The organism is Bacillus sp. LJBS06 (genome assembly GCF_016924995.1).
GTDB lineage: Bacteria > Bacillota > Bacilli > Bacillales > Bacillaceae > Bacillus > Bacillus stercoris.
The window spans coordinates 701,396-725,563 of the sequence record NZ_CP070483.1 but is presented as its reverse complement, the minus strand read 5'-3'; the positions used below and the strand labels follow the sequence as shown (position 1 = coordinate 725,563).

The window sequence follows — 24,168 nt, the reverse complement described above, 5'->3', positions numbered from 1 at the left end:
GCTTCTTCCTTTCCTCTTCAATTACTGCTTTTCAATAGGAGCAAATGCTGCTAACAGGCGTTTCACGCCGACAGGACTCGGGAAGGCAATATCGAGCTCCGTCCCTTCTCCTTCGCCTTTCACACTGACGACAGTTCCTGTTCCCCATTTTTTATGGCCCGCCTTATCTCCGACTGCCCAGTTCAAGGTGTCGCCGCCTGTTTTGCTGGCGTAGGATACCGGACGTGAAACAGGGCCGCGTCTCGGCTGCATTTTTCTTGCAGACGGCGCTCTCGTTTCTTTTTTCTCATTTAGGTTTTCCAATAAATCATCCGGTATTTCAGCAATAAAGCGAGATTCCGGGTTCATATTCGTTCGGCCAAACAAGGTGCGCATTTTGGCGTTGGTCAGATAGAGCTCCTGCTCCGCCCTTGTTATCCCAACGTAAGCAAGGCGGCGTTCTTCTTCCATTTCCGCTTCCTCCATTAATGAACGGCTGTGCGGGAAGACGCCTTCTTCAAGCCCCATCAAGAAAACAACCGGGAACTCCAGCCCTTTTGCGGCGTGCAGTGTCATCAAGGTGATTGCATCCTTGCCGCCTGACTCTTCCTCCTTCTGGTCGAGCTGATCGATATCTGCAATCAGCGCCAAGTCTGTCAGGAACGCAACGAGTGTCTTGTCCTCACTTTTCTGTTCAAAGTTTTTCGTAACAGACAGGAACTCGTCGATGTTTTCTAAACGGCTTTGGGCTTCGATCGATTTCTCAGCCTTCAGCATTTCTCTGTATTCGGTCTTATCAAGAATTTCTTCTGTCAGCTCCGTAATGGATAAGTAATCCTGCATATTGGTCAGGTTCTCAATCATCTGTCTGAAGCTGTCAAGCGCGTTGGCTGCTTTGGCACTGACGCCGATAAAATCAACCTGCTGAATCGCTTGGAAAAATGACAAACCGTTTATGGCCGCATACGAAGCGATTTTCTCAAGTGATGTCGCGCCAACTCCGCGCTTTGGCACATTGACAATGCGCGTGAAACTGATATCGTCATCCGGATTGGATACGAGGCGCAGGTACGCAAGAATGTCTTTAATTTCTTTTCTGTCATAGAACTTTGTGCCGCCGACAATGTTATAGTTCAAGCCCGCTTTGAGAAGCGTTTCCTCAATCACACGGGACTGCGCGTTTGTCCGGTATAAAATGGCAATATCCGACAGCTTCCGCTTGCCTGAACTGTGAAGCTGATGAATTTTGCCGGCCACAAACTGTCCTTCACCGAACTCATTATCACCGCGATAATAAGAAATCTTGATGCCTTCATCGTTTTCCGTCCACAAATTTTTCGGTTTGCGGTTAGAGTTATTTTTGATGACCTCGTTAGCCGCGCGCAAAATCCGTTTCGTTGAACGATAGTTTTGTTCTAGCAAAATCACGCTTGCATTCGGATAATCTTTTTCAAATGAAAGAATGTTGGTGATATCCGCGCCGCGCCATCTGTAGATCGACTGATCAGAGTCCCCGACAACGCAAAGGTTCTGGAAACGCTCGGCAAGCTGCTTAACGAGCATGTATTGCGCCCTGTTCGTATCCTGATACTCATCAACGTGGATGTACTGGAATTTGCGCTGATAAAATTCAAGCACTTCAGGCACTCTGTCAAACAGTTTAATCGTCGTCATAATTAAATCGTCGAAATCGAGCGACTGGTTTTTCAAAAGCTTCTTCTGATAATCAGCATATACGTCGCTGACCACCTGATCGTAGTAGCCGCCGGCAACCTTAGAGAATTCCTCCGGTTCGGTTAATTCGTTTTTCGCACTGCTGATCGTGCCAAGGATGCTTCTCGGGTCAAATTTCTTCGGATCAAGATTGCGCTCCTTCAAAATCCCCTTGATCACTGAAAGCTGGTCCGCCGTATCAAGGATGGAGAAATTTCGGTTAATCCCAATCCGGTCGATATCTCTGCGCAAGATCCGCACGCACATGCTGTGGAATGTGGAAATCCAGATATCGTCCGCGCCGGGCCCGAGGATGCTTTCCACACGTTCTTTCATTTCGCGTGCCGCTTTATTGGTAAATGTGATCGCCAGAATGTTCCACGGCGCCACATGTTTTTCTGCCATTAAATAAGCAATTCTGTGTGTCAGGACACGCGTCTTTCCGCTTCCCGCTCCCGCCATCAGCAAAAGAGGCCCGTCCGTTGTTTTGACTGCTTCCTGCTGAACGGGATTTAAACCGCTTAGTAATTGATTGCTAATATAATTCAAAATTTGTTCACCCGCCTATACAAAACATATGTTCTATCATAAACCAAATCCGTACAATTTACTACTCGCCTTTCACAGCCGCTACTGTTTTCAAAGCCCTGTCGAAATCTTCATACACCGCATTACCTACAACGATCACGTCCGCATGCTCTGCATACTGTTTGGCCGTTTCTGCATCCTTGATGCCGCCGCCATAAAACAAGGTGGACGTTTCCAATACAGCCTTCGTTTTCTTGACAGCTTCTATGTCTCCAAGCATGCCGCTGTATTCTAAATAAAAAATCGGCAGCTGCAGCAGCTCTGACACACGCGCATAAGCGACAATATCGTCAGTACTCATTTCGGCATCCGCTTCAGTCAGTGCCGCCGCTTTGCAATCTGGATTTGCGATGCAGTAGCCTTCCGCCACGATTTCTTCCATAGACATCAGTTCTCCATATTCCTTCATGGCTTTCTGGTGCATTCCGACAATCCAATCCGTGTTTTTGCTGTTTAATACACTCGGAATAAAATATAAGTCAAAGCCGGGAACGATCGCTTCAATCGCTGACACCTCAAGCACACACGGCACTAAAAACCGTCTGACCTTAGACATCATCCGCAGGACATTATCCTCTGTCACACCATCGCTTCCTCCGATAATGACCGCATCCGTTCCTGATTCGCAAAGGATCTCCAGCTGTTCGTCAGGCAAATCTTTATTTGGATCGAGTTTAAAGACATGCTTCCACTCTGTTACATCGTACACGTCATACGTTCCTCCATTCGTTTGTTACCATTTAAACATTATAACAAATTCACATAGCGCGGAAAAACGGAAAAAGCCGTTAATCTCGTTATTCACTGAAAAAGGTGTTTTGATTCTTTTTTCATAAAAAAAGAGAGCAGGCGGACGTACCTGCGCAGTGAGTCTTGTTTCTGCAAAAACGCACATTTTTCACCAGATTCCCTCTGCTATTGTTTGGAAAGTGTTCAACTGTGGAAATGGTTACATAAAAAAGGGAGGCTGAGAGATGGAAACCATTATTATTGCACTCATCGCATTTATCATCGGGATCATCGCTATCCCGATCGTCTTATTTGCCTGGATCTACATAAAGGATGAAAAACAGCAGGAGCACTCAATTCTTCGCAACTACCCCGTCATCGGAAGGTTTCGGTATATCCTTGAAAAAATCGGGCCGGAGCTCAGACAGTATTTATATAGCAATGACAATGAAGAGCAGCCTTTTTCACGAAAGGAATATGAGCAAACGGTTATCTCTGGCAAATACAAAAGCAGAATGATGGGCTTTGGATCTGTAAGAGATTTTGATAAACCCGGCTATTATATCCGTAACGCTATGTTTCCAAAACAAAGGGAAGAAATGCACGTAAATCAAACGCCAAAAATTGAAACCCAAATCTATAAAATGGATGCTAACAATCTCTTCAAACGCAAGGAACACGCCGAACGCATCAAGGCAGATCCGTATTTTCTTCATCCTGATGATGTGCAGGTGATTGGCGAGCATACATGCGAGAAGCCATTTCACGTCAAGGGATTAGTCGGCCAGTCTGCAATGAGCTACGGCTCCCTCGGAGAACGGGCAATTACGGCGCTCTCAAAAGGGCTCCATCAGGCAGGCGGCACTTGGATGAATACAGGTGAGGGAGGATTGTCTGAGTATCACTTAAAGGGCGGCGCCGATATCATTTGCCAAATCGGACCGGGCCTATTCGGCGTGCGCAAAAGAAATGGGGAATTTTCGTGGGAGGAATTTAAAAGAAAAAGCAGAATTGACCAGATTAAAGCGTTTGAGCTAAAGCTGGCACAAGGAGCAAAAACCCGGGGCGGCCACGTGGACGGCGCCAAAGTATCAGAGGAAGTGGCAGACATTCGGAATGTCGAGCCAGGAAAGTCGATTGACAGCCCCAACCGCTTTTATGAATTCTCAAACCCTCCTGAAATGCTCGACTTTATTGAAAAACTTAGGGATGTCGGGCAAAAGCCAGTCGGCATCAAACTGGTCGCAGGGCATCCTGAAGAATTGCATGAGCTTTTCTCTTATATGCAGAAAAGCGGAAAGCATCCGGATTTTATCACGATCGACGGAAGTGAAGGCGGTACCGGAGCTTCCTTTTACGAGCTCGCGGATACAGTCGGCCTTCCGATTATGACAGCGCTCCCTATTGTTGACACGCTTCTTAGACAGTACGGGTTGCGCAGACAGCTGAAAATCTTTGCTTCCGGAAAGCTCCTGACTCCTGATAAAATCGCGGTCGCCTTAGCTCTCGGCGCTGACTTTGTCAACATCGCACGCGGCATGATGTTTTCGGTTGGCTGCATCCGTGCTCTCGTCTGCCACAACAACACCTGTCCAGCAGGCGTGGCGACAACAGATCCAAAATTGCAAAAAGCATTGAGCATTGAGGAAAAACAGCACCGTGTCTGCAACTATGTTATTTCACTGCGCGAGGGGCTGTTTAACCTTGCAGCCGCAGCAGGAATCAATTCGCCGATTCACTTTTCCAAGGAGCATGTTGTCTATCGAAAAGAGGATGGCAGCATTGTCGATATCGACAACCTGATCCATCAATTTGTTTCATAAAGAAACCGCCCTTGCCAAACGGCAGGGCGGTTTTTTGTTATTTAGAAGAAGACTCAGTTTCCGTCTCCTTCACACGGTCAAGCGCCATTTCATAAGCGTCATTTCCGTAATTTAAGCAGCGTTTCACACGGGAAATCGTAGCTGTGGAAGCGCCTGTTTCTGTTTCAATCTTATGATACGTGTTTCCTTCGCGAAGCATGCGCGCCACTTCAAGGCGCTGAGCCAGCGATTGAATTTCGTTAATTGTGCATAGATCATCGAAGAACCGGTAACATTCCTCCAGGTCTTTCAGCGATAAGATCGAGTTAAATAACTGGTCCAGCTCTTTGCCGCGTAATTTATCGATTTGCATCGTTACACACCTTCTCCTTTACTAATGGAAGCCGCATCAAGATCAGGTACGATATTGATCCAAGTCTTTCCTGGCACAAACGGAAGCCATTTGCCGTCTTTTATCGGCACAATTCTGCCATTCACTTGTTTCCAGTCTGTTTCAATGACGTTTCCGTGCTGAAACAACAGACCTTTCCCCCCTGATTCCAAGTCGATGTCCCGCCTTCCATCTTGATCAATAATATGATGGCTGGCTTCAACAATGAAAATATTTTGCATTGCAACCGGCTTTCCGGTTTCCCGGTCTGTCGTTATGACACCATCAGAGCTTCTTGTATAAGATTCAGCTTTTTTATCATAGTTGTATTCGACAAGATTTGTAACGTTTTTTGTTCCATAATCTACCCGAACATTGTAAGATTCATTTGCAGGTTTTGCTTCTGATGTTTGAAACAGCAGCGGATTTGTTTCCCGCTTAAGCTCATATCCCTTTTGTTCCGCCGCCTTTTTTATGTAATCATAAGACGTGTAGGAATTATGGGGCGGTTTGCTGAAATCAGCTCTCCAAAATAAGCTTCCGTCAAAATCCAATCCGTTTATATAATCGGCAGCTCCGGATTCTAGCTGCTCTTTGGCGCCGGGACTCCAGCCGTGATGGACAAATATGCTGTCAAAGCCATTGCTGAGAGTGACGAAATATTCCCGCGCGCTCCGCACAGGTCCGACAGTTTCAGGCATCTGGCTTTGGAAAATAGCCAGAAATCGTGTGATCTGCCCTTCTGCAAGCGCTTCTATGACAATGTCGGCTTTAGACAGTCCAGACTGCGGCCTCGCCTTCGGATGATTGTTCACCACAACAGCAACAGGCCGGCGTTCAGTCACCTTCTGTTCAATCTCCAGTCCAGTCAAAGGAGCTTTCGGCTTCTTTGCGGAATCCGGGACAGCGTCCTTCTGCTGGCAGGATACAAGCAGAAAAAACACGAAACACAGCACGCAAACTGTCATCCATTTTTTCATATGTCGGCTCCCCGCTCTTTTATATTTTAACGCATTATCGATGGAAAGAGTACAGTTTTTTTCATGACGTCGAAGATTCCTCTCGGCGTAATGCGTATATACGGAAGGTGCGTACTTTGCAAAAAGAGCAGCGTATAGACGGGATCACTAAATTTGTAGCCTCTTTCTGTCAAAAGATCTCTCAGCTTCTGTTCCTTCTCAAGCACGACTTCATATGCTTCTGAAGAGGCGCAGCCGCACAGCGAAAGCGGAATTTCATACAGAATGTTCCCGTTTTCCGCCAGAACGATTCCTCCCCCGATCTCTTTCATGCGGGCGAAAGCGAGCAGCATATCCGCTTTATTTTTACCAATCGCGACAATATCGCCAGTCGTCGTAAAGGAGCTAACAAATCCCTGCACGTTTGAGGCAAAGCCTTTTATCATTGTGTTGACGCGCCATTTTCCATGTTTATCAAGCATTGTCAAATAACTTTCATCATGGTCAAATGAGAGCTGTTCCACCGAATTGTCGATCTCAATCATATACGGCTCCATAATGACCGCATTCCGCATTTTCACGCCCATCGGCATGGAAAACTGCAAATCATCCATCGTCATATCATATGAAAGCTCAAGCGGGACAAGACCGCCTTTGTTCCAGTCCATATTTGTAAACGCCTTCAAATCACAGCCGTCTTCTCTCAGGATGGTCCCTTTTGACAGAACAGTCACGGGATTTGGATTTAGCGGGTCTTCCAGTATGTTCAGCGAAGCCAGTCTGCCAGGCCCGACAACTCCTAAATAATCATCCATTTGGTAATACTTCGCAATATTAAATGATGCCATATTGTAGGCGTCAATTGCAGGTACGCCTTCTTCTAACGCAATGCGGATCAGCTCGTTTGTCATGCCGCCTTTATAGAAATTCGGCGTCGCGCCGTCTGTCGTGTAAAAGAAGTGGTCATAATAGCAGAAGCCCTTTCCATGCAGCTCCTGCAAGATTTTTCTTACATCAGGGCGAATGGAAGAGTTCCGAAGGGAAACATAATAGCCCAGTTCCAGCCTTCTCATCACTTCATCACCTGTCATCGCTTCATGATCGCAATCCGCTCCGAACAGCTTCATTTTTGTAAGCGTTTTATCAGAAGCGCCGGGAAAATGCCCTTCAATGCGTTTTCTTTGTTTCTTTGTAGCTTGCATGCAGTGGAGCATTAAATCATCACCATCTACAAGGCGAGGCCATCCGGTCATTTCTCCGCCTTGAATCACATCCGGATGTTCAATCCACTGTTTTCTGACATCAAACGGAAGAACGTGGTCCTCGTTCAAAACCTCTGTCTGGAGGTCATAGCGTGACCACCAGAAATACTGGACAGGCTGCTTTTTGAGTTCATTCAAAATCGTAAGCGCTTTCTTTTTTCCGCTTTGCAAAAGCAAAAATAAATTATCATTCACAAATGTAGTGGTTCCGTATTGAGACACATATTCCGCCAGTGTTTGGGGATTATATATTTGAAAAGGATGTGCGTGCGGTTCAATATAACCTGGCACAATGTATTTTCCTTCACAATCAATCGTATGAATTTTTTCGGCTCTATTCGGAAGTTCATGACCCACATAAACAATGCGGTCCTGATAAATCCAAATGTTTTTTTTCAGCCATTGTTTTACATATGGATTTAAGACGAGAGCATTCCGTAAAAGGAGCGTTGGAAGCAGCTTTGAGTCTACAACATCAACCTGTGCCCTGATGTCTTTGTTTTTCCAGTTAAAGGTGCGTTCGGACATTCACATACTCTCCTTTATATGTATTAGACTCATGGTATCACATCCTTCCTCATCACGCACGATAAAAACGTTACAAATTTTTGAAGGTTCAATTAAAAAACTTTTTCAAGTAAAAAGGAGCGGATTTCCATGAAGCCAAACATCAGTCTCATCAATGCCGTCTTCAGAATCGCCTGCGGATTGACGATTATGTCAGCCGCGAGCGCAAAGTTTACGAAAAAACCTTGGTGCAGAATGCATCTCTTTTACATCTTTATGGGGGCCATGAAAGCGGGTTCGGGAATCCTGCGATTCTGTCCTGTGACCTACATGTTTCAAAACAGCGATTCTGGAAATAACGGCCAGCAAAACGGATAAAGAAAAAGCTTGATCACGAAACGTGATCGAGCTTTTTTTTATGCCCACCCTTTGTTTTCATATAGAAATATCCGGCAGCTGCCAGCACTGCCGGATAAAGAAGCGCCCAGCCGCTGAATGAGTAAATCACTGCGCACGCCACAAACGCCCCGAGCGCCATCCACCAGCCCGAATCTCTCCAGCTCAGGAGTTTCAGTGCTGCCGCCAATGTACATATGTAAGATGCGATGAAAGCCGCGCTCGGCCCTTTCAACAGAGTCGTCAAATCGATTTGAAACAGGCCATGGGTTGCAAGCACTAAGCCAAACACCGCGGCCATCGCGGTCAAAACACGGATAGGCGTACGTTTTGTCGCACTTAGTTTTCCAAAAAATACGGGTATGTGCCCCTCTCTCGCCAATGCGTACACCATTCTTGAAAAACCAGCAATATTGGCGTGTATGGTGGCGAATGTAATAAAGAGCGCTAAACATACCGTGACATATACACCGCTTTCTCCTGCTCCTTTTGAGATGAGCATGGCAAGCGATGCAATTTCTCCATTCTGTCCATATGAATGAGTCCCCACCGTCACAAATGACAGCATGATATACAGCCCTGCCACACAAGACGCTGCCAAAAACAAGCTAAGCGGGACATCTTTTTCAGGGCGATGAAATTCCTCAGCCAACGGGGTAATCATTTCCCAGCCTACAAAAGAGAAAAAAATCATAACTGAAACAGATCCCGCGGCAGACCAGCCATGCGGAAGAAACGGCTTGAATTCTGCTATCGTGACGTGTGGCAATGACACAGCAATAGAAGTGACAAGCAGAAATACGATGACACATATAACGAGTGTACTGATGTTTGCGGATAGTTGAATCCCTCTCATATGAAGCAAAATAGATATAGCCAGCATACAACCAGCAATCGATGTAACCTGCCAATCCGCCGCCTCTGTGACGTAACTGACGTAATGCGCTCCAGTCAAAGCGATGATGGGAACGCCGATCGGAACGGACCCTAACATGATCCAGCCCAAAATAGCCCCGGCTTTTTTCTGAAAGGCCAGCTGCACATAAGCCGTGATTCCTCCCGCGCTGGGCGCTATTTTCACAAGCCGGGCCAGCGTGCCGACAAGAAGAAAAGATAAGAAGGACATTAACACCCAAACAAATAAAGAAGCGGGACCGGCTGCGTCAGCTGTTACAGACGGCAGAATTAATATCCCGCAGCCTAAAACGGCTCCAATCGTTAACGCTGTCCCTTGTATCCAAGTAATAGAACGCTGTAATTCTGGCAACATGATGCCTCCTCTCTGATTGATGGCTTTATTATAGAAAAAATAAGACGGCATCCATATGCTACAATGAAGCTAAATCAACAGCATTACCTTATGATCAAAGGAATTTTCATTCATTCGCCTAAATATGTAAAGGAGCCAGACAAATGGACGATACAGACCTTCAGATTCTCTCGCATTTGCAGCGAAATGGCAGATTAACGATGGTTGAGCTGGGAAAGCTTGTCGGACTCAGCTCGCCAAGCGCGGCGGAGCGTGTCAGGAAGCTTGAAGACAAAGGAGTGATTACCGGCTACAGCGCGAATATCTGTTACGAAAAACTAAACAAGCATGTCACCGCTTTTATTCTCATGGAGCCGAAAAGCTGCAAGCACTACGCCGCCTTTGCAACATCGCATCCTGATGTAGCAGAAAACCACCGTATCACGGGTATGTACAGCTATGTGACAAAGGTCGTGACAGAATCGGTACATACGCTTGAGGATTTTATTGACGCCTCGATGGCCCATGGAAAACCAACCACGCTTGTTGTGCTTTCTTCTTCCAGCTGCCATCCCGCTTTTCTATAACAAAAAACCCGCAGCTTAATCTGCGGGTTTTCCTCACTTATTTTTGGGCAGCCTTTAAAGCGCGTGCCCCAATATCTTTTCTGAAAAAGAGTCCCGGTTTGAATATTTCATCAACCGCTTTGTACACTCGTTCTCTAGCCGCTTCAAACGTTTCATCAAAAGCCGTCACATTGGCGACGCGGCCCCCGTTTGTAACGAACTCTCCGCCCTCTGCTTTCGTTCCGGCATGGAAGACCACGACCTGCTCGGTTTCCGCTGCAAGGCTGCCGATCGGCGTGCCTTTTGCGTAGCTTTCCGGATACCCTTCTGATGCAAGCACAACACTTACAGCCGCGGTATCCTTCCATCTTAAATCAACTTCCTTATCATCTAAAAGATCAAGAAGCACCTGTACCAGATCAGATTCCATGCGCGGAAGCACGACCTGTGTTTCCGGATCGCCGAAGCGGGCATTAAATTCGATAACCTTCGAGCCGTTTTCAGTAAGCATCAATCCAGCGTACAAAACGCCAGTAAAGGAACGGCCTTCTTGTACCATTGCTTTGGCGGCCGGCTTGACGATAGTTTCTACAGCATGGCGGACCGTTTCCTCCGAAATTTGCGGAACTGGAGAGTAAGCACCCATTCCGCCCGTATTCGGGCCTTTGTCTCCGTCAAACGCACGCTTGTGATCCTGGGCAATCACCATCGGATACACATTTTCCCCTTTGACAAAGGCCATCAGAGAAAATTCTTCACCAGAAAGATATTCTTCAATGACAACAGACGCGCTCGCATCACCGAACTTTTCATCCTCAAGAAAATCATGCAGGCATGCGATTGCTTCTTCCTCTGTCATAGCAACAGTAACGCCTTTTCCAGCTGCAAGCCCATCTGCTTTTATCACAATCGGAGCGCCTTTTTCCTGCACATATGCCTTCGCCTCTTCAAAGGATGTAAATGTGTCGTATTCTGCGGTCGGAATGTCGTATTTCTTCATTAAATCCTTAGCGAACTGTTTGCTTCCTTCGATGATCGCCGCGGCTTTTGACGGGCCGAACACACGTAAGCCCGCTTTTTCGAATTCATCCACCAGACCTTCAATTAAAGGAACCTCAGGGCCTACAATGGTCAGGGCGACCTGATTTTCTTTTGCAAATGAGACAAGCCCTGCGTGGTCGCTTTCCTCAATGTTTACAAGCTGTGCGGAAGCTGCCATGCCGTCATTTCCGGGAGCGGCAAATACATTCTCGACGAGGCTGCTTTGCGCTGCCTTCCATGCCAGCGTATGCTCTCTTCCGCCTTTACCGATAATTAATACATTCACGTCGTTTTCATCCCCTTAATGTTTGAAGTGTCTGATGCCGGTGAAGACCATGGCAATGCCGTATTCATCCGCTTTTTTGATGGAATCCTCATCACGGATCGATCCGCCTGGCTGAATGATGGCTGTAATGCCCGCTTTTGCCGCTTCTTCGACAGTATCCGGCATTGGGAAATATGCATCAGAGCCGAGCGCGCTGCCCTTCGCTTTTTCTCCTGCTTGCTCGATGGCGATTTTCGCTGATCCAACACGGTTCATTTGGCCTGCTCCCACGCCGACTGTCATGTTGTCCTTCGCGAGAACGATCGCATTTGATTTCACATGCTTCACGACTTTCCAAGCAAGCTTCAAGTCCTCCCACTCTTGCTCGTTCGGCTCTCTTTTTGTCGGAATGCTGATCTCCGCATCATCGAAGCCGTGCATATCTAAATCTTGAATCAGCAGCCCGCCTTGAACGGATGTCAGCTGTTTTTCCTTTTGAACAGCAGCAGATACGTCAAGCGTCAGCAGACGAAGATTTTTCTTCGCAGTCAGGACGTCAAGCGCTTCTTGGCTGAATGAAGGCGCAATGATGATTTCTAAGAAAATGTTGTGAAGCGCTTCTGCAGTTACCTTGTCTACTTCACGGTTCAGCGCGATAATGCCGCCGAAGATAGATGTTTTATCCGCTTCAAACGCTCTGTCAAACGCTTCGGCGATCGTTTTTCCCGTTCCTACGCCGCACGGATTCATATGCTTCACAGCAACCGCAGCCGGCTCAGTGAATTCACGAACGATTTGAACTGCCGCGTCCGCGTCTTTAATATTATTGTAAGAAAGCTCTTTTCCGTGAAGCTGTTCTGCTTGCGCAATAGAACCTTTAACAGGAAGAGCTGTTTGATAGAATGTCGCTTCCTGATGCGGGTTTTCTCCGTAGCGAAGCGATTGTTTTTTCTCAAATGTTACAGTGAATTGCTCTGGTTCTTTTTCACCGACAACGTCTGTCAGATAGTCAGCGATCAGTGCATCATATGCCGCAGTATGACGGAATACTTTTGCCGCCAGTTCGCGTTTTTTCTGAAGAGATACGCTGCCTTCTTCTTTGATTTGCTTCAGCACTGGGCTGTAATCGGCCGGATCGACGATAACCGTCACATCCTGATGGTTTTTTGATGCCGCACGCAGCATGCCAGGTCCGCCGATGTCAATATTTTCAATCGCTTCTTCATACGTGACGTCTTCTTTAGAAATCGTTTCTTTAAATGGATAGAGGTTGACGACAACGAGGTCAATCGGCTGTATCCCGTGTTCATTGATCTGCGCCATATGCTCTTCATTGCCGCGAACCGCCAGAAGACCGCCGTGAATATTCGGGTGAAGGGTTTTTAACCGACCGTCCATAATTTCAGGAAAGCCTGTCACTTCAGAAATTCCGATCACATCCACGCCGTTTTCTTGAAGAAGCTTTTTCGTTCCGCCTGTGGAGATGACTTCAACGCCAAGCTCTGTCAGTTCTTTTACGAAAGGAACGAGATTTGTTTTATCTGAAACACTGATTAATGCACGTTTAATGGTCATGCCTTTTCACCTCTGTTATTTAATCCTAATAGCTGTTTAATCACACTCGGATACCATTTATGCTCAAGCTTGTGAATTCGCTGTTCGATTGTTTCCAATGTATCATGTTCATCAATTTCGATTGCCTTTTGAGCGATGATCGGACCTGTATCCATTCCTTCATCGACATAATGCACGGTGATTCCGGCCACCTTCACACCCGCTCGGAACGCCTGTCCGACTGCGTCGATTCCAGGAAACGCGGGAAGAAGCGACGGGTGAATATTAATGATTTTTCCTCCATATGCTTGAAGGAGCGTATCACCGATCAGCCTCATATAGCCGGCAAGAACAATCAATTCAACCTCGTGAAGACGAAGCTGTTCAATAATGGCTTGTTCAAATGCAGCCTTGTTTTCATAAGACTTCGGCTCAAATGCAAAGGATGGAATGTGGAATGCTTCCGCCCGTTCGATGACTTTCGCCTGCGGTTTGTCGCAAACGAGGAGCGCTACTGACGCATCCCAGTTCTCCTCCTTCAAACGCGTGACGATGGCTTCGAAGTTTGAACCGTTTCCTGATGCAAATACCGCTATCTTTTTCATGAAAGTGCCGCACCGCCAAATGTGACGCCTTGGCCTTTTTTCACACGCCCGATCAAATAGGCTTTTTCGCCATGGCTTTCAAGCGTTCCGATCACATCTGTCAGATACTCTTCTTTGACAGCCAAAACAAAACCGATACCCATATTAAAGACGTTGAACATGTCTTCTTCCTTCAGCTTGCCGTACTCTTGCAGGAAAGAGAAAATCGGCGGGATCGGCCATGAACCGTGATCGATTTCCGCACTTAAGCCTTCTGGAAGCATGCGCGGGATATTTTCGATAAATCCTCCGCCTGTGACGTGCGCCATGCCGTCAATTTTTCCGCTTTTGACTGCGGCAAGCACAGGCTTCACGTAAATTCTTGTCGGTTCAAGCAACTCCTCGCCAAGCGGGCGTTCAAACGGTTCATATGTTGTATCAAGATCCAGCTCCGCATCATCCAGAAGCACTTTTCTGACAAGGGAAAATCCGTTGCTGTGAAGGCCGCTGGAGCTGAGGCCGATCAAGAGATGGCCCTCTTGGATGTTTTCTCCAGTCACGATTTCGTCCTTTTCTGCCACTCCGACTGAGAAACCGGCAATATCGTATTCATCAGCTGTATAGAGCCCCGGCATTTCAGCCGTCTCGCCGCCGACTAAGGCTGAACCTGACTGCTCACAGCCGTCCGCCACACCTTGTACAATCTGTTCAATTTTCACAGGGTCCGCTTTGCCAACCGCTAAATAATCAAGGAAAAACAGCGGCTCTGCACCTTGTGCCAGCACGTCATTGACACACATCGCAACAGCGTCCACGCCAATCGTGTCATGCTTATCCATGGAAAAAGCGAGCTTTAATTTTGTGCCGACACCGTCCGTTCCCGAAATGAGAACTGGCTTTTGATAAGAAAGCTCAGACAGGTCAAACATGCCGCCAAAACCGCCAAGGCTGCCCATAACGCCAAGCCGTTTCGTGCGCTCCACGTGTTTTTTCATTCGTTTTACAGCTTCATATCCGGCTTCGATGTCAACCCCTGCGTTTTTATATGCTTCAGACATCCTATTCACTCCTTTAAGGCGCTTTTCAAAATATCTCCCCTAAAGAGGGCAGAAAGAGAAAGGCAGCCGAACTGCGCTGCCTTTATGTCATTTTCAAGTTTTATTTGGTTAATACTGCTTCTTTCACATGAGGAAGCACTGTATCCTGGTAAATTTCAGTCGGATATTTTCCTGTAAAGCAAGCGAGACACTGTCCGCAATTCGAGTCATCGTATTTTCTGCCGATGCCTTTCAGCAGCCCTTCCACACTCAAAAATGAGAGGGTATCGGCTCCGATTTCCTGACGGATTTCTTCAACAGAATGCGAAGACGCGATCAGTTCTTCATGTGTGGAAGTGTCAATGCCATAAAAGCACGGATGAGCGATCGGCGGTGAACTGATTTTCACATGCACCTCTGTCGCACCCGCTTCTCTCAGCATCGTGACAATCCGGCGGCTAGTTGTTCCGCGTACGATCGAATCATCCACCATCACGACGCGTTTGCCTTCTACAACCCCGCGCACCGCAGACAGCTTCATTCTGACGCCTTGCTCACGCAGAGCCTGGGACGGCTGAATAAACGTTCTGCCAACATACCGGTTTTTGATTAAGCCGAGCTCATACGGAATGCCTGTTGCCTCTGCATAGCCGATTGCCGCTGAAATACTGGAATCTGGAACCCCGGTTACGACGTCAGCTTCAACTGCGGATTCCTGAGCCAGCATTTTCCCAAGGTTTTTACGGGCACTGTGCACATTAATACCGTCAATATTGCTGTCTGGTCTGGAGAAATAAATGTACTCCATGCTGCAAATAGAACGGTTGATATTCATGGAAAAACGCTCTGATTTCATGCCTTCATCATTGATGATCAGCATCTCACCCGGTTCTACCTCACGAAGGTACGTTGCGCCGACAACATCAAATGCGCATGTTTCCGATGCGACCACATAAGCGTCGCCCATCATGCCGATCGACAGCGGTCTAAGCCCGTTCGGGTCAAGCGCGACAATCATTTCGGTCTCTGTCATGATCAGAAACGCGTAGGCGCCTTTCAGCATGGAAAGCGAGTTTTTAATTTGATCCTTCAGTGTGAAGTGGCCGCTTCTTTTGATCAGATGGGCCAAAACCTCTGTATCCGAAGAGGTTTGAAAAATGCTCCCTTGATTTTCGAGCTGCTGCTTCAGCTGAGTGGCGTTGACAAGGTTTCCGTTATGAGCAAGCGCCAGGCTGCCGTTGTTTTGGGAACGGAAGAGGAGCGGCTGTACATTTTCGTATCCGCCGCCTCCAGCCGTTGCGTACCGAACGTGCCCGATAGCGCCTTTTCCCTTTACTTTGCTGAGTTCGCCATTTTGAAATACTTCAGTGATCAGCCCTTGGCCTTTGTGCGCCGTCAGTTTTTCACCATCAGTCGCTACGATGCCCGCACCTTCCTGTCCTCGGTGCTGAAGGCTATGGAGACCGTAATATGTGATCTGCGGGGCTTCTTCATGCCCCCAAATCCCAAATACGCCGCATTCTTCATTTAAGCCTTTGATTTCAGCAAGCATGGGATAGCTCCTTTCCATGCGCGTTCAAGCTCTTTCGTTTGCGCATGAATCATTTGTTGTCCGTCTTGGTTTTGAATCGCCAGAATTCCGTCAGCCGTTACCTCACCAATATGAACCGCATCTTTTACAGCTGCTTCAAACGCTGCTTGGTGTTCTTTTTTCACTGAAACAACGAAACGGGATTGAGATTCAGAGAATAATAACGCTGCTTCCCCTTCTACAGTTACGTTAGCGCCAAGGTTTTCCGTCGTCATGACACTTTCCGCAATCGCTACGCCTAGGCCGCCTTCAGACACATCATGCGCAGATTGAACGAAGCCTTTTTTAATCGCTTCAAGCAGTGCTCTTTGGCGTGACAGTTCGACATCAAGATTGATTTGCGGCGCTTTGCCGTAAATGCGGCCTTCTGTCATTTTTTGCAGCTCGCTTCCGGCAAACTCTGGTTTTGTTTCGCCAATCACGTACACAAGATCGCCCGCTTGTTTGAAATGCTGTGTAGTAATGTGTGCTGTATCTTCAATTAAGCCGACCATGCCAATAACAGGTGTCGGGTAGATCGCTGTACCGTTTGATTCGTTATAAAGTGATACGTTTCCGCCAATAACCGGTGTGCTGAGAACATTGCACGCCTCGCTGATGCCGTCAGCCGCTTTTTCGATCTGCCAGAAGATTTCCGGCTTCTCCGGATTTCCGAAGTTAAGGTTATCCGTGACTGCAAGCGGTTCTGCGCCTGAGCAAATGATATTGCGTGCCGCTTCAGCAACAGCAATTTTCCCGCCGACTTCAGGATCAAGATAGAGATAACGCGCGTTACAGTCTGTCGTCATCGCCAGCGCTTTTTTCGTTCCGCGGATTCTGAGAACACCAGCATCAGACCCGGGAGCGACAACTGTATTCGTGCGCACCATGTAGTCATACTGGTCGTAAACCCACTCTTTGCTCGCAATCGTCGGCTGCTGAAGAAGCGCCTTCAGCGTTTCATTCGCATCTTCAATTTGCGGGGCAGGAACGTCCGTTTCCAAAAACTCGCGATAGTAAGCAGGCTCTTGAGAAGGTTTATGGTAAACCGGTGCTTCTTCTGCCAAGGCATCAACAGGCAGCTCGCACACAACCTCTCCTTTGTGTGTCAGGCGAAGCATTTTATCATCTGTCACACGTCCGACAGAAACCGCTTCAAGATCGTACTTATCAAAAATATCGATGATTTCTTGCTCACGTCCGCGCTCGATGACCAAAAGCATCCGTTCCTGTGATTCAGAAAGCATCATTTCATACGCGCTCATGCCTGTTTCGCGCTGAGGAATCAGGTCAAGGTTCATTTCAATACCAGAGCCGGCTTTACTTGCCATTTCTGCACTTGAGCTTGTTAAACCGGCAGCTCCCATATCCTGAATGCCGACTAAGGCGTCGCATTGGATGACTTCCAGACATGCTTCAAGCAAAAGCTTCTCCATAAACGGATCGCCGACTTGGACAGCAGAACGCTTTTCTTCAGATGAGTCTGACATCTCTTCAGAAGCAAACGTAGCGCCGTGGATTCCGTCACGCCCTGTTTTCGCTCCTACGTACATTACGGTATTGCCGACACCCTTCGCCTGGCCTTTTTTGATGTCTTCATGATTGATTAAACCGACGCACATAGCATTGACAAGCGGATTTCCTTCATAGCTGCTGTCAAACTGCACCTCTCCGCCGACTGTCGGGATGCCGATACAGTTGCCGTATCCGGCGATACCCGCTACTACTTCTTCAAACAAGTACTTCACTCGCGGTGAAGTCAGTTCACCAAATCGAAGAGAGTTCAATACAGCGATTGGACGGGCACCCATCGAGAATACGTCACGGATAATTCCGCCTACGCCAGTCGCAGCGCCTTGGTAAGGCTCTAGAGCTGATGGGTGGTTATGTGATTCAATTTTGAAGACAACCGCTTGGTTATCACCGATATCAACGATTCCGGCGCCTTCCCCCGGCCCCTGCAGCACACGCTCGCCGCTTGTCGGGAATTTACGCAAAATCGGCTTTGAGTTTTTGTAGCTGCAATGCTCAGACCACATGACAGAAAAAATTCCGATTTCAGTGTAGTTCGGCAATCTTCCAAGAATGGATTCTATCAATGCAAACTCATCATCACTGACACCCATTTGCTGATATAGTTTCTCTTCTTTTATTTGTTCTTTACTTGGTTCAAGCAGTAGTGACATGAGTTTCCCTCCAATTTTTCACGATAGACTGGAACAATTTAAGACCGTCGGCGCTTCCAAGCAGTTCATCGACCGCGCGTTCAGGGTGAGGCATCATGCCTAATACATTGCCTTTCTCATTCACGACACCGGCAATGTCGCTGACACTTCCATTAATATTAGAGCCGTATGTGAAAGCAATTTGATTGTTTTCCTTTAATGAAGCAAGCGTCTCGTCATCACAGTAGAAATTCCCTTCACCATGGGCAACCGGGATTGTAATCGATTGTCCCTTTTCGTAGGAAGCTGTGAATAATGTTTCGTCGTTCTGCACAATCAATTCAACCGGACGGCAAATGAACTTCAAATCTTTGTTGCGTCTCATTGCGCCTGGCAGAAGCCCAAGCTCCTGTAAAATCTGGAATCCGTTGCAGACGCCAAGAACGGGTTTTCCTTCAGCCGCCGCCTGTTTGACAGCTGGCATAATATTCGCAAATCGGGCGATGGCGCCGCATCTTAAGTAATCGCCGTAAGAAAATCCTCCCGGAATTAACACGCCGTCGAAGCCGTCAAGACTTGTTTCCTCATGCCAGACGTATTCCACTTCATGGCCGAGCTCATCCTTTACAGCATGATACATATCGATATCACAGTTGGAGCCAGGTAACACAATCACCGCAAATTTCACTGTGCGACTACCTCCTCAACTTCATATCTGTAATCTTCAATCACTGTATTTGCAAGAAGTTTTTCGCACATTTCTTTCACCAGCACGTCAAGATCACGGTCAGATTTTTCAATGGTAAGCTCCATGTATTTCCCGATGCGCACATCTTGAACTTCGTTGTAAGTCATACTGTGCAAAGCATGCTGGACAGCGCTCCCTTGTGGATCTAGTACACTTTCTTTTAAGCTGACATAAACTTTTACTTTATACATGATGAATGCCTCCCAGTCTTTTGAAAATCTCTTCGTATGCGTCGGTTAAGCTTCCCAGATTGCGTCTGAATAAATCTTTGTCCAGCTTTTCGTTCGTTTCTTTATCCCACAAGCGGCATGTGTCAGGAGAAATTTCATCCGCCAAAAGCACTTGCCCTTCTGCATCTAAACCGAATTCAAGCTTGAAATCTATTAATCTGACATGACAATCGTCGAAAATGCTTTGAAGCTCTTCATTTACTGTTTTTGTAATGGACTTAATGGTCTCTACCTGCTCAGGAGTCGCCGCCTTCAAAAGCCAAATATGATCTTCTGTGATGAGCGGATCACCCAGCGCGTCATCCTTGTAGTAAAACTCGATAATCGGCTGTTCAAGTTCCGTGCCTTCTGGAATGCCGAGACGTTTGGACATGCTTCCTGCCACAACATTTCTGACGACGACTTCAAGCGGCACGATCGTTACCTTTTGAATGAGCTGCTCCGTTTCCGAAATGCGCTCGATAAAGTGATTGTTAATGCCCTTTGTATGAAGATGTTTGAAAATCAAGCTTGAAATCTCGTTATTTAAGCGTCCTTTTCCGCTGATTTCTGCTTTTTTCTCGCCGTTAAAGGCAGTGGCGGAGTCTTTATACACAACATACAGCGTGTTTTCGTCATCGGTTTTGTAGATCTTTTTTGCTTTTCCTTCATATAAAAGTTCATTCTTCACAATATTCACGGAAGGCCTCCTAACCCGAATGTTGGGAATTTTCAAACAGCGGCGGCTTAGAAGAAGCCGCTAAAAGCTTCTTCTATGCTAAACCTAAACGTTCAAAGATCAGATCAACATTTTTCAGATGGTAGTTGTAATCAAAGCAGTCAGCAATTTTTTCCGGAGAAAGACGTGACGTGATTTTCTCTTCCGCTTCCACAAGCTCACGGAACGGCACTTGTTTTTCCCACGCTTCCATTGCTTTCGGCTGAACAGTATCATAGGCTTCTTCACGTGTCAGGCCTGTGTCGATCAAAGCAAGCAGCACACGCTGAGAATAGATAAGGCCTAGAGTGCGGTCCATGTTGCGCTTCATGTTTTCCGGGAAGACCGTTAAGTTTTTCACGATGTTGGAGAAGCGGTTCAGCATATAGTTCAGCGCAATTGTCGCATCCGGAAGAATAATCCGTTCTGCTGAAGAATGAGAAATATCGCGCTCATGCCATAATGGAACATTTTCGTAAGCTGTCATCATGTAGCCGCGGATCACGCGCGCCATGCCTGTCATGTTTTCAGAGCCGATCGGATTTCGTTTATGCGGCATTGCAGATGAACCCTTTTGCCCTTTCGCGAAAAATTCCTCAACTTCACGTGTTTCACTCTTTTGCAATCCGCGGATTTCCACAGCGAATTTCTCGATGCTTGTCGCGATTAAAGCAAGTGTTGCCATATAGTCAGCATGACGGTCACGCTGAAGGGTTTGAGTTGAAATTGGTGCTGCTTTCAATCCGAGCTTCTCACAGACATATTGCTCAACAAATGGATCAATGTTCGCATATGTGCCGACAGCGCCGGAAATCTTTCCAACCTCGATGCCTGCTTTGGCTTGTTTAAAACGCTCAAGATTACGTTTCATTTCTTCATGCCAAAGCGCAAGTTTTAAGCCGAATGTTGTAGGCTCAGCGTGTACGCCGTGTGTGCGCCCCATCATGACTGTGTATTTATGTTCTTTTGCTTTTTCTTTAATAATGTCAACAAATCTCTCAAGATCCTTGAGCAGAATATCGTTTGCCTGTTTTAATAAGTAGGAAAGAGCCGTATCAACAACATCAGTTGACGTTAAGCCGTAGTGCACCCATTTTCTTTCTTCGCCCAGTGATTCGGAAACGGCGCGTGTAAAAGCGACAACGTCATGACGCGTGTCCTTTTCGATTTCTAAAATACGGTTGATGTCAAATGACGCGTTCTCACGCATAACTTTTACATCTTCTTTCGGAATGACGCCAAGCTCCGCCCACGCTTCACAGGCAAGAATCTCTACCTCCAGCCATGCTTGAAATCTGTTTTCGTCCGTCCAAATCGCAGACATTTCAGGTCTTGAATAACGTTCGATCATTCTGCTTGTCCTCCGTCTCTATTCATCCATTTATTTGTGATCTCCTGAATCCATTCGTCTTCAGGCTGCTTCATAAATGTAATATGCCCCATTTTGCGGCCTTTTTTGATTTCATGTTTTCCATATATATATAGCTTTGCCTCTTTTAAAAGATCCGGGTCTTCCTCAACAAGCTTTACTTCATTGCCGAGAAGATTCACCATCATGCCCGGCTTCAGCAAATCTGTCTTGCCAAGCGGGAGCCCGCATACCGCTCTGATATGCTGTTCAAACTGGCTCGTCTCGCAAAGGTCCAGCGTATAATGCCCAGAATTGTGCGGTCTTGGCGCCAGTTCATTAACCAAAAGCTCTCCGTCCTCTGTCAGGAACATCTCAACAGCAAGCGGCCCGACAAGATTGAGCTCATCAGCAAGCTTAACGGCCAGCTCAGCAGCCTTCTGCTGAATCCCTTCCCCGGCCCGTGCAGGCACAATGCTTTGGAAAAGAATATTGTTGTGGTGAATGTTTTCAGCCGCCGGAAATGTTGAAACTTCTCCGTTTACCGATCTGACGACAATCACTGACAATTCCATTTTAAAAGAAACCCAGCTTTCAAGAATACAGGTTCCGTGTTCTAAAAGAGCGGCTGCCTGCTCCATTTGCGCCTCTTCTTTTATCACAAATTGGCCTTTGCCGTCGTACCCGCCGCGGCATGTTTTCAGCACTGCGGGTAACCCGAGCTCCTGTACCGCCTGTTTCAATTCATTCTGTGTTTTGACGATGCTGTACGGTGCGACTTCACAGCCCGCGGCTTGGATTGCTTTTTTCTCTGTTTCTCGGTTTTGGGTAATGAGCAGCAGCTCACTTCCTTGCGGGAGATACGCATGGTCTTTCAGCCAATGCAGCGCATCATAGTCAATGTTTTCAAACTCATATGTGATGATATCGCTGATTTCAGCCAATTGTCGAATCGCTTCACGGTCATTATAATGCGCGGTAATTTCGACATCCGCAACCTGCCCGCACGGCGAATCTTTCACAGGATCAACGACCGCGACTTTATACCCCATTTGTTTGGCGGATACAGCCATCATTTTCCCAAGCTGGCCGCCGCCGATTATGCCGATTACAGCTCCCGGATAGATGATTTGTTTAGACAAGCTGATCACTGCTTTCTAACACCGTCTGTTTTGTATTTTCTCTTCTCTCATCCAGCTTACGGGCAAGATCTTCGTCAAAAGCTGACAAAATTTGCGCCGCTAACAGGCCTGCGTTCACTGCGCCGGCTTTGCCTATGGCTGTCGTCGCAACAGGTACTCCTCCAGGCATTTGGACGATGGATAGAAGTGAATCCATGCCGTTCAGCGCCTTGGACTGGACCGGCACTCCAATGACCGGAAGCGTTGTTTTCGCCGCCGTCATCCCCGGCAGATGCGCCGCTCCTCCGGCACCGGCGATAATCACCTTGATGCCTCTTTCTCTGGCGGTTTCAGCGTATTCAAACATGAAATCAGGCGTCCGGTGAGCGGAAACGACCTTTTTTTCGTATGGAACATTAAGTTCGTCAAGTATGTCGCATGCGTGTTTCATTGTCTCCCAATCGGAAGTGCTTCCCATGATGATTCCTACTAGCGGCTGCATTCTGTTCCCACCTTCTAATGCTTTAGTTTTCAGAAAATAAAAAATACCCGAATTTGCATTGCACTTATGAGGAAGCAATACAAACCGGGCATGGTACATGTATCGTCAGTCGTTCGCTTCTGCGATATATCCATGTCAGTTTTATCGATCACTTTCCTGCATAGTCCGGCAATTTACGGTTGCCGGGTAGAAACTTATGGGCCATATTCCCAAGATTATATGAGGTCGTGTTTTGATTTCATGTTTATCTTAACAACGGACATGGATAATGTCAACGATATTATCGAACGATACAAAAATTCATTCTACTAATGTTCGTGTTTTAGATCAATTTCCCTTCAAATACGATTTTTTTCCCGCACGGAACGATCTGAATTGACCCATTTTCCTTTTTTTCCATAAAAATAGGCTCTTCCATTCGCCTTACAGGCAGATAACCTTCTTCTTTCATTTGCTGAAGCACCGCATCAATCGTTTGCTGCTCTGTCACTTCAAACTTTTTCTTCTTCGGCTTTGCCATTATTCTTTAATTCTCCTCTTCTTCACCGCTTTGACCCAGAAGCCCCCGTGGATTGTTTTTGGTTCGTACGCAATAATAAAGGCCTTTGAATCAAGTGTTTTAATCGTATCATATAGCTGGAGTTCATATCTTCTAGGCGTCAGAATCTGAAGGGCTGTACGGTCACCTTCGAGTCCGCCGGCCACCCAGTTTGTCACGCCGTAGCCTTTTTCACGGAGCTGCTTCGGAAGATCAAGATCGAGCTCCTTCGTAATGACGTTGACCATAATATAGCCAAGCGCCAATTTTTCTTCTATTTTCATGCCGACAATCACGCCAAGACCGTAACCGAGCGCGTACGCGATCACGTTTTGAATCTGGTCTAGGTTGTCAAGCACAAGACTCAGCCCTGTCACATAAACCAGTATTTCAATCGTGCTGATGCCGGCCGCTAAATAACGCTGTCCTTTCAGCGTTAATATCATTCTTATCGTAAAAAATGACACATAGACAATATTAATAATGAGAATTATGAGAACCATGGCTATCCCATTTGATAAGATGGTTTGCATCATTTTATTTCATCCCCCTACTCTTCAGCTTGCATAAAGCATTCATATTCTACTAGAGAAATGAGTCGTTTACAATGAGCCGAGGCCCAAAGCC

At 46.9% G+C, this 24,168-nt stretch carries 23 protein-coding genes and 1 riboswitch; of the genes, 3 read left to right on the top strand and 20 right to left on the bottom strand.

Annotation, left to right across the window (positions count from 1 at the left end; genetic code table 11):
* Positions 1-21 precede the first annotated feature (21 nt).
* Both pcrA and pcrB read right to left on the bottom strand, forming a co-directional pair.
* On the bottom strand, positions 22-2,241 hold the full coding sequence (gene pcrA / locus JQX68_RS03720) for a DNA helicase PcrA (protein WP_040083947.1): 2,220 nt from the start codon (positions 2,239-2,241) through the stop codon (positions 22-24).
* A gap of 61 nt (positions 2,242-2,302) precedes the next feature.
* Positions 2,303-2,989, bottom strand: a complete 687-nt coding sequence (gene pcrB / locus JQX68_RS03715; protein WP_134975869.1) for a heptaprenylglyceryl phosphate synthase — start codon at positions 2,987-2,989, stop codon at positions 2,303-2,305.
* Positions 2,990-3,254: 265 nt separating this feature from the next.
* On the opposite strand from pcrB, the gene JQX68_RS03710 reads away from it, so the two are divergent.
* Positions 3,255-4,832, top strand: coding sequence for an FMN-binding glutamate synthase family protein (locus tag JQX68_RS03710; RefSeq protein ID WP_147772997.1), 1,578 nt, complete (start codon positions 3,255-3,257; stop codon positions 4,830-4,832).
* A gap of 37 nt (positions 4,833-4,869) precedes the next feature.
* Here the strand turns inward: JQX68_RS03710 and JQX68_RS03705 are convergent, their stop codons facing one another.
* From JQX68_RS03705 to JQX68_RS03695, 3 genes are read right to left on the bottom strand one after another with little or no spacing between them, the layout of a single operon-like run.
* A complete protein-coding gene (locus tag JQX68_RS03705) occupies positions 4,870-5,184 on the bottom strand; it encodes a YerC/YecD family TrpR-related protein (RefSeq protein ID WP_003219429.1) in 315 nt (104 codons plus the stop codon).
* A gap of 2 nt (positions 5,185-5,186) precedes the next feature.
* On the bottom strand, positions 5,187-6,182 hold the full coding sequence (locus JQX68_RS03700; RefSeq protein ID WP_014663071.1) for a DUF3048 domain-containing protein: 996 nt from the start codon (positions 6,180-6,182) through the stop codon (positions 5,187-5,189).
* A gap of 26 nt (positions 6,183-6,208) precedes the next feature.
* Positions 6,209-7,951 carry an adenine deaminase gene (locus JQX68_RS03695; protein ID WP_147772996.1) on the bottom strand — a complete coding sequence of 581 codons (1,743 nt, stop codon included), beginning with the start codon at positions 7,949-7,951 and terminating at the stop codon, positions 6,209-6,211.
* A 129-nt stretch (positions 7,952-8,080) separates the two neighbouring features.
* Here JQX68_RS03695 and JQX68_RS03690 point away from each other — a divergent pair, with 129 nt between their 5' ends.
* On the top strand, positions 8,081-8,308 hold the full coding sequence (locus JQX68_RS03690) for a YgaP family membrane protein (protein WP_040083954.1): 228 nt from the start codon (positions 8,081-8,083) through the stop codon (positions 8,306-8,308).
* Positions 8,309-8,321: 13 nt separating this feature from the next.
* Here JQX68_RS03690 and JQX68_RS03685 read toward each other — a convergent pair whose 3' ends face one another.
* Positions 8,322-9,596: an APC family permease gene (locus tag JQX68_RS03685; RefSeq protein WP_147772995.1), complete on the bottom strand. Its 1,275-nt coding sequence runs from the start codon at positions 9,594-9,596 to the stop codon at positions 8,322-8,324.
* A gap of 143 nt (positions 9,597-9,739) precedes the next feature.
* On the opposite strand from JQX68_RS03685, the gene JQX68_RS03680 reads away from it, so the two are divergent.
* A complete protein-coding gene (locus tag JQX68_RS03680; protein ID WP_014479065.1) occupies positions 9,740-10,162 on the top strand; it encodes an Lrp/AsnC family transcriptional regulator in 423 nt (140 codons plus the stop codon).
* A 37-nt stretch (positions 10,163-10,199) separates the two neighbouring features.
* Here the strand turns inward: JQX68_RS03680 and purD are convergent, their stop codons facing one another.
* The 14 genes from purD to JQX68_RS03610 form a co-directional block, all read right to left on the bottom strand.
* On the bottom strand, positions 10,200-11,468 hold the full coding sequence (gene purD, locus JQX68_RS03675; RefSeq protein WP_147772994.1) for a phosphoribosylamine--glycine ligase: 1,269 nt from the start codon (positions 11,466-11,468) through the stop codon (positions 10,200-10,202).
* 15 nt (positions 11,469-11,483) lie between these two features.
* Complete coding sequence (gene purH / locus JQX68_RS03670) at positions 11,484-13,022, bottom strand: bifunctional phosphoribosylaminoimidazolecarboxamide formyltransferase/IMP cyclohydrolase (RefSeq protein WP_147772993.1); 1,539 nt, start codon at positions 13,020-13,022, stop codon at positions 11,484-11,486.
* On the bottom strand, positions 13,019-13,606 hold the full coding sequence (purN, locus tag JQX68_RS03665) for a phosphoribosylglycinamide formyltransferase (RefSeq protein WP_014663065.1): 588 nt from the start codon (positions 13,604-13,606) through the stop codon (positions 13,019-13,021). The genes purH and purN overlap by 4 nt, the downstream gene beginning before the upstream one ends.
* Entirely contained in the window at positions 13,603-14,643 is a 1,041-nt protein-coding gene (gene purM / locus JQX68_RS03660; RefSeq protein WP_014663064.1) for a phosphoribosylformylglycinamidine cyclo-ligase, read from the bottom strand. Before purM ends, purN begins: the two co-directional genes overlap by 4 nt.
* A gap of 100 nt (positions 14,644-14,743) precedes the next feature.
* The gene (gene purF, locus JQX68_RS03655) at positions 14,744-16,174 is read right to left on the bottom strand and encodes an amidophosphoribosyltransferase (RefSeq protein WP_003233947.1); all 1,431 of its coding nucleotides are present in this window, start codon (positions 16,172-16,174) and stop codon (positions 14,744-14,746) included.
* Entirely contained in the window at positions 16,150-18,378 is a 2,229-nt protein-coding gene (purL, locus tag JQX68_RS03650) for a phosphoribosylformylglycinamidine synthase subunit PurL (protein ID WP_014663063.1), read from the bottom strand. The genes purF and purL overlap by 25 nt, the downstream gene beginning before the upstream one ends.
* Entirely contained in the window at positions 18,362-19,045 is a 684-nt protein-coding gene (gene purQ / locus JQX68_RS03645) for a phosphoribosylformylglycinamidine synthase subunit PurQ (protein WP_014663062.1), read from the bottom strand. Before purQ ends, purL begins: the two co-directional genes overlap by 17 nt.
* The gene (gene purS, locus JQX68_RS03640; RefSeq protein ID WP_003219409.1) at positions 19,042-19,296 is read right to left on the bottom strand and encodes a phosphoribosylformylglycinamidine synthase subunit PurS; all 255 of its coding nucleotides are present in this window, start codon (positions 19,294-19,296) and stop codon (positions 19,042-19,044) included. The genes purQ and purS overlap by 4 nt, the downstream gene beginning before the upstream one ends.
* On the bottom strand, positions 19,289-20,014 hold the full coding sequence (gene purC / locus JQX68_RS03635) for a phosphoribosylaminoimidazolesuccinocarboxamide synthase (protein ID WP_014663061.1): 726 nt from the start codon (positions 20,012-20,014) through the stop codon (positions 19,289-19,291). Before purC ends, purS begins: the two co-directional genes overlap by 8 nt.
* A gap of 73 nt (positions 20,015-20,087) precedes the next feature.
* On the bottom strand, positions 20,088-21,383 hold the full coding sequence (gene purB / locus JQX68_RS03630; protein WP_003233955.1) for an adenylosuccinate lyase: 1,296 nt from the start codon (positions 21,381-21,383) through the stop codon (positions 20,088-20,090).
* Positions 21,380-22,522: a 5-(carboxyamino)imidazole ribonucleotide synthase gene (gene purK, locus JQX68_RS03625; protein WP_134975876.1), complete on the bottom strand. Its 1,143-nt coding sequence runs from the start codon at positions 22,520-22,522 to the stop codon at positions 21,380-21,382. The genes purB and purK overlap by 4 nt, the downstream gene beginning before the upstream one ends.
* Entirely contained in the window at positions 22,515-23,003 is a 489-nt protein-coding gene (purE, locus tag JQX68_RS03620; protein WP_014663058.1) for a 5-(carboxyamino)imidazole ribonucleotide mutase, read from the bottom strand. The genes purK and purE overlap by 8 nt, the downstream gene beginning before the upstream one ends.
* A 141-nt stretch (positions 23,004-23,144) precedes the next feature.
* A riboswitch (purine riboswitch) is annotated at positions 23,145-23,246 on the bottom strand.
* Positions 23,247-23,325: 79 nt separating this feature from the next.
* The gene (locus JQX68_RS03615) at positions 23,326-23,523 is read right to left on the bottom strand and encodes an NETI motif-containing protein (protein ID WP_003219403.1); all 198 of its coding nucleotides are present in this window, start codon (positions 23,521-23,523) and stop codon (positions 23,326-23,328) included.
* Entirely contained in the window at positions 23,523-24,077 is a 555-nt protein-coding gene (locus tag JQX68_RS03610; RefSeq protein WP_009966729.1) for a DUF2179 domain-containing protein, read from the bottom strand. Before JQX68_RS03610 ends, JQX68_RS03615 begins: the two co-directional genes overlap by 1 nt.
* Positions 24,078-24,168 lie beyond the last annotated feature (91 nt).

Coding starts and splice junctions, on each gene's coding strand:
- JQX68_RS03710 (WP_147772997.1), top strand. CDS start 3,255: ATGGAAACCATTATTATTGCACTCATCGCATTTATCATCGGGATCATC.
- JQX68_RS03705 (WP_003219429.1), bottom strand. CDS start 5,184: ATGCAAATCGATAAATTACGCGGCAAAGAGCTGGACCAGTTATTTAAC.
- JQX68_RS03700 (WP_014663071.1), bottom strand. CDS start 6,182: ATGAAAAAATGGATGACAGTTTGCGTGCTGTGTTTCGTGTTTTTTCTG.
- JQX68_RS03695 (WP_147772996.1), bottom strand. CDS start 7,951: ATGTCCGAACGCACCTTTAACTGGAAAAACAAAGACATCAGGGCACAG.
- JQX68_RS03690 (WP_040083954.1), top strand. CDS start 8,081: ATGAAGCCAAACATCAGTCTCATCAATGCCGTCTTCAGAATCGCCTGC.
- JQX68_RS03685 (WP_147772995.1), bottom strand. CDS start 9,596: ATGTTGCCAGAATTACAGCGTTCTATTACTTGGATACAAGGGACAGCG.
- JQX68_RS03680 (WP_014479065.1), top strand. CDS start 9,740: ATGGACGATACAGACCTTCAGATTCTCTCGCATTTGCAGCGAAATGGC.
- purH (WP_147772993.1), bottom strand. CDS start 13,022: ATGACCATTAAACGTGCATTAATCAGTGTTTCAGATAAAACAAATCTC.
- purN (WP_014663065.1), bottom strand. CDS start 13,606: ATGAAAAAGATAGCGGTATTTGCATCAGGAAACGGTTCAAACTTCGAA.
- purM (WP_014663064.1), bottom strand. CDS start 14,643: ATGTCTGAAGCATATAAAAACGCAGGGGTTGACATCGAAGCCGGATAT.
- purF (WP_003233947.1), bottom strand. CDS start 16,174: ATGCTTGCTGAAATCAAAGGCTTAAATGAAGAATGCGGCGTATTTGGG.
- purL (WP_014663063.1), bottom strand. CDS start 18,378: ATGTCACTACTGCTTGAACCAAGTAAAGAACAAATAAAAGAAGAGAAA.
- purS (WP_003219409.1), bottom strand. CDS start 19,296: ATGTATAAAGTAAAAGTTTATGTCAGCTTAAAAGAAAGTGTACTAGAT.
- purB (WP_003233955.1), bottom strand. CDS start 21,383: ATGATCGAACGTTATTCAAGACCTGAAATGTCTGCGATTTGGACGGAC.
- purE (WP_014663058.1), bottom strand. CDS start 23,003: ATGCAGCCGCTAGTAGGAATCATCATGGGAAGCACTTCCGATTGGGAG.
- JQX68_RS03615 (WP_003219403.1), bottom strand. CDS start 23,523: ATGGCAAAGCCGAAGAAGAAAAAGTTTGAAGTGACAGAGCAGCAAACG.
- JQX68_RS03610 (WP_009966729.1), bottom strand. CDS start 24,077: ATGATGCAAACCATCTTATCAAATGGGATAGCCATGGTTCTCATAATT.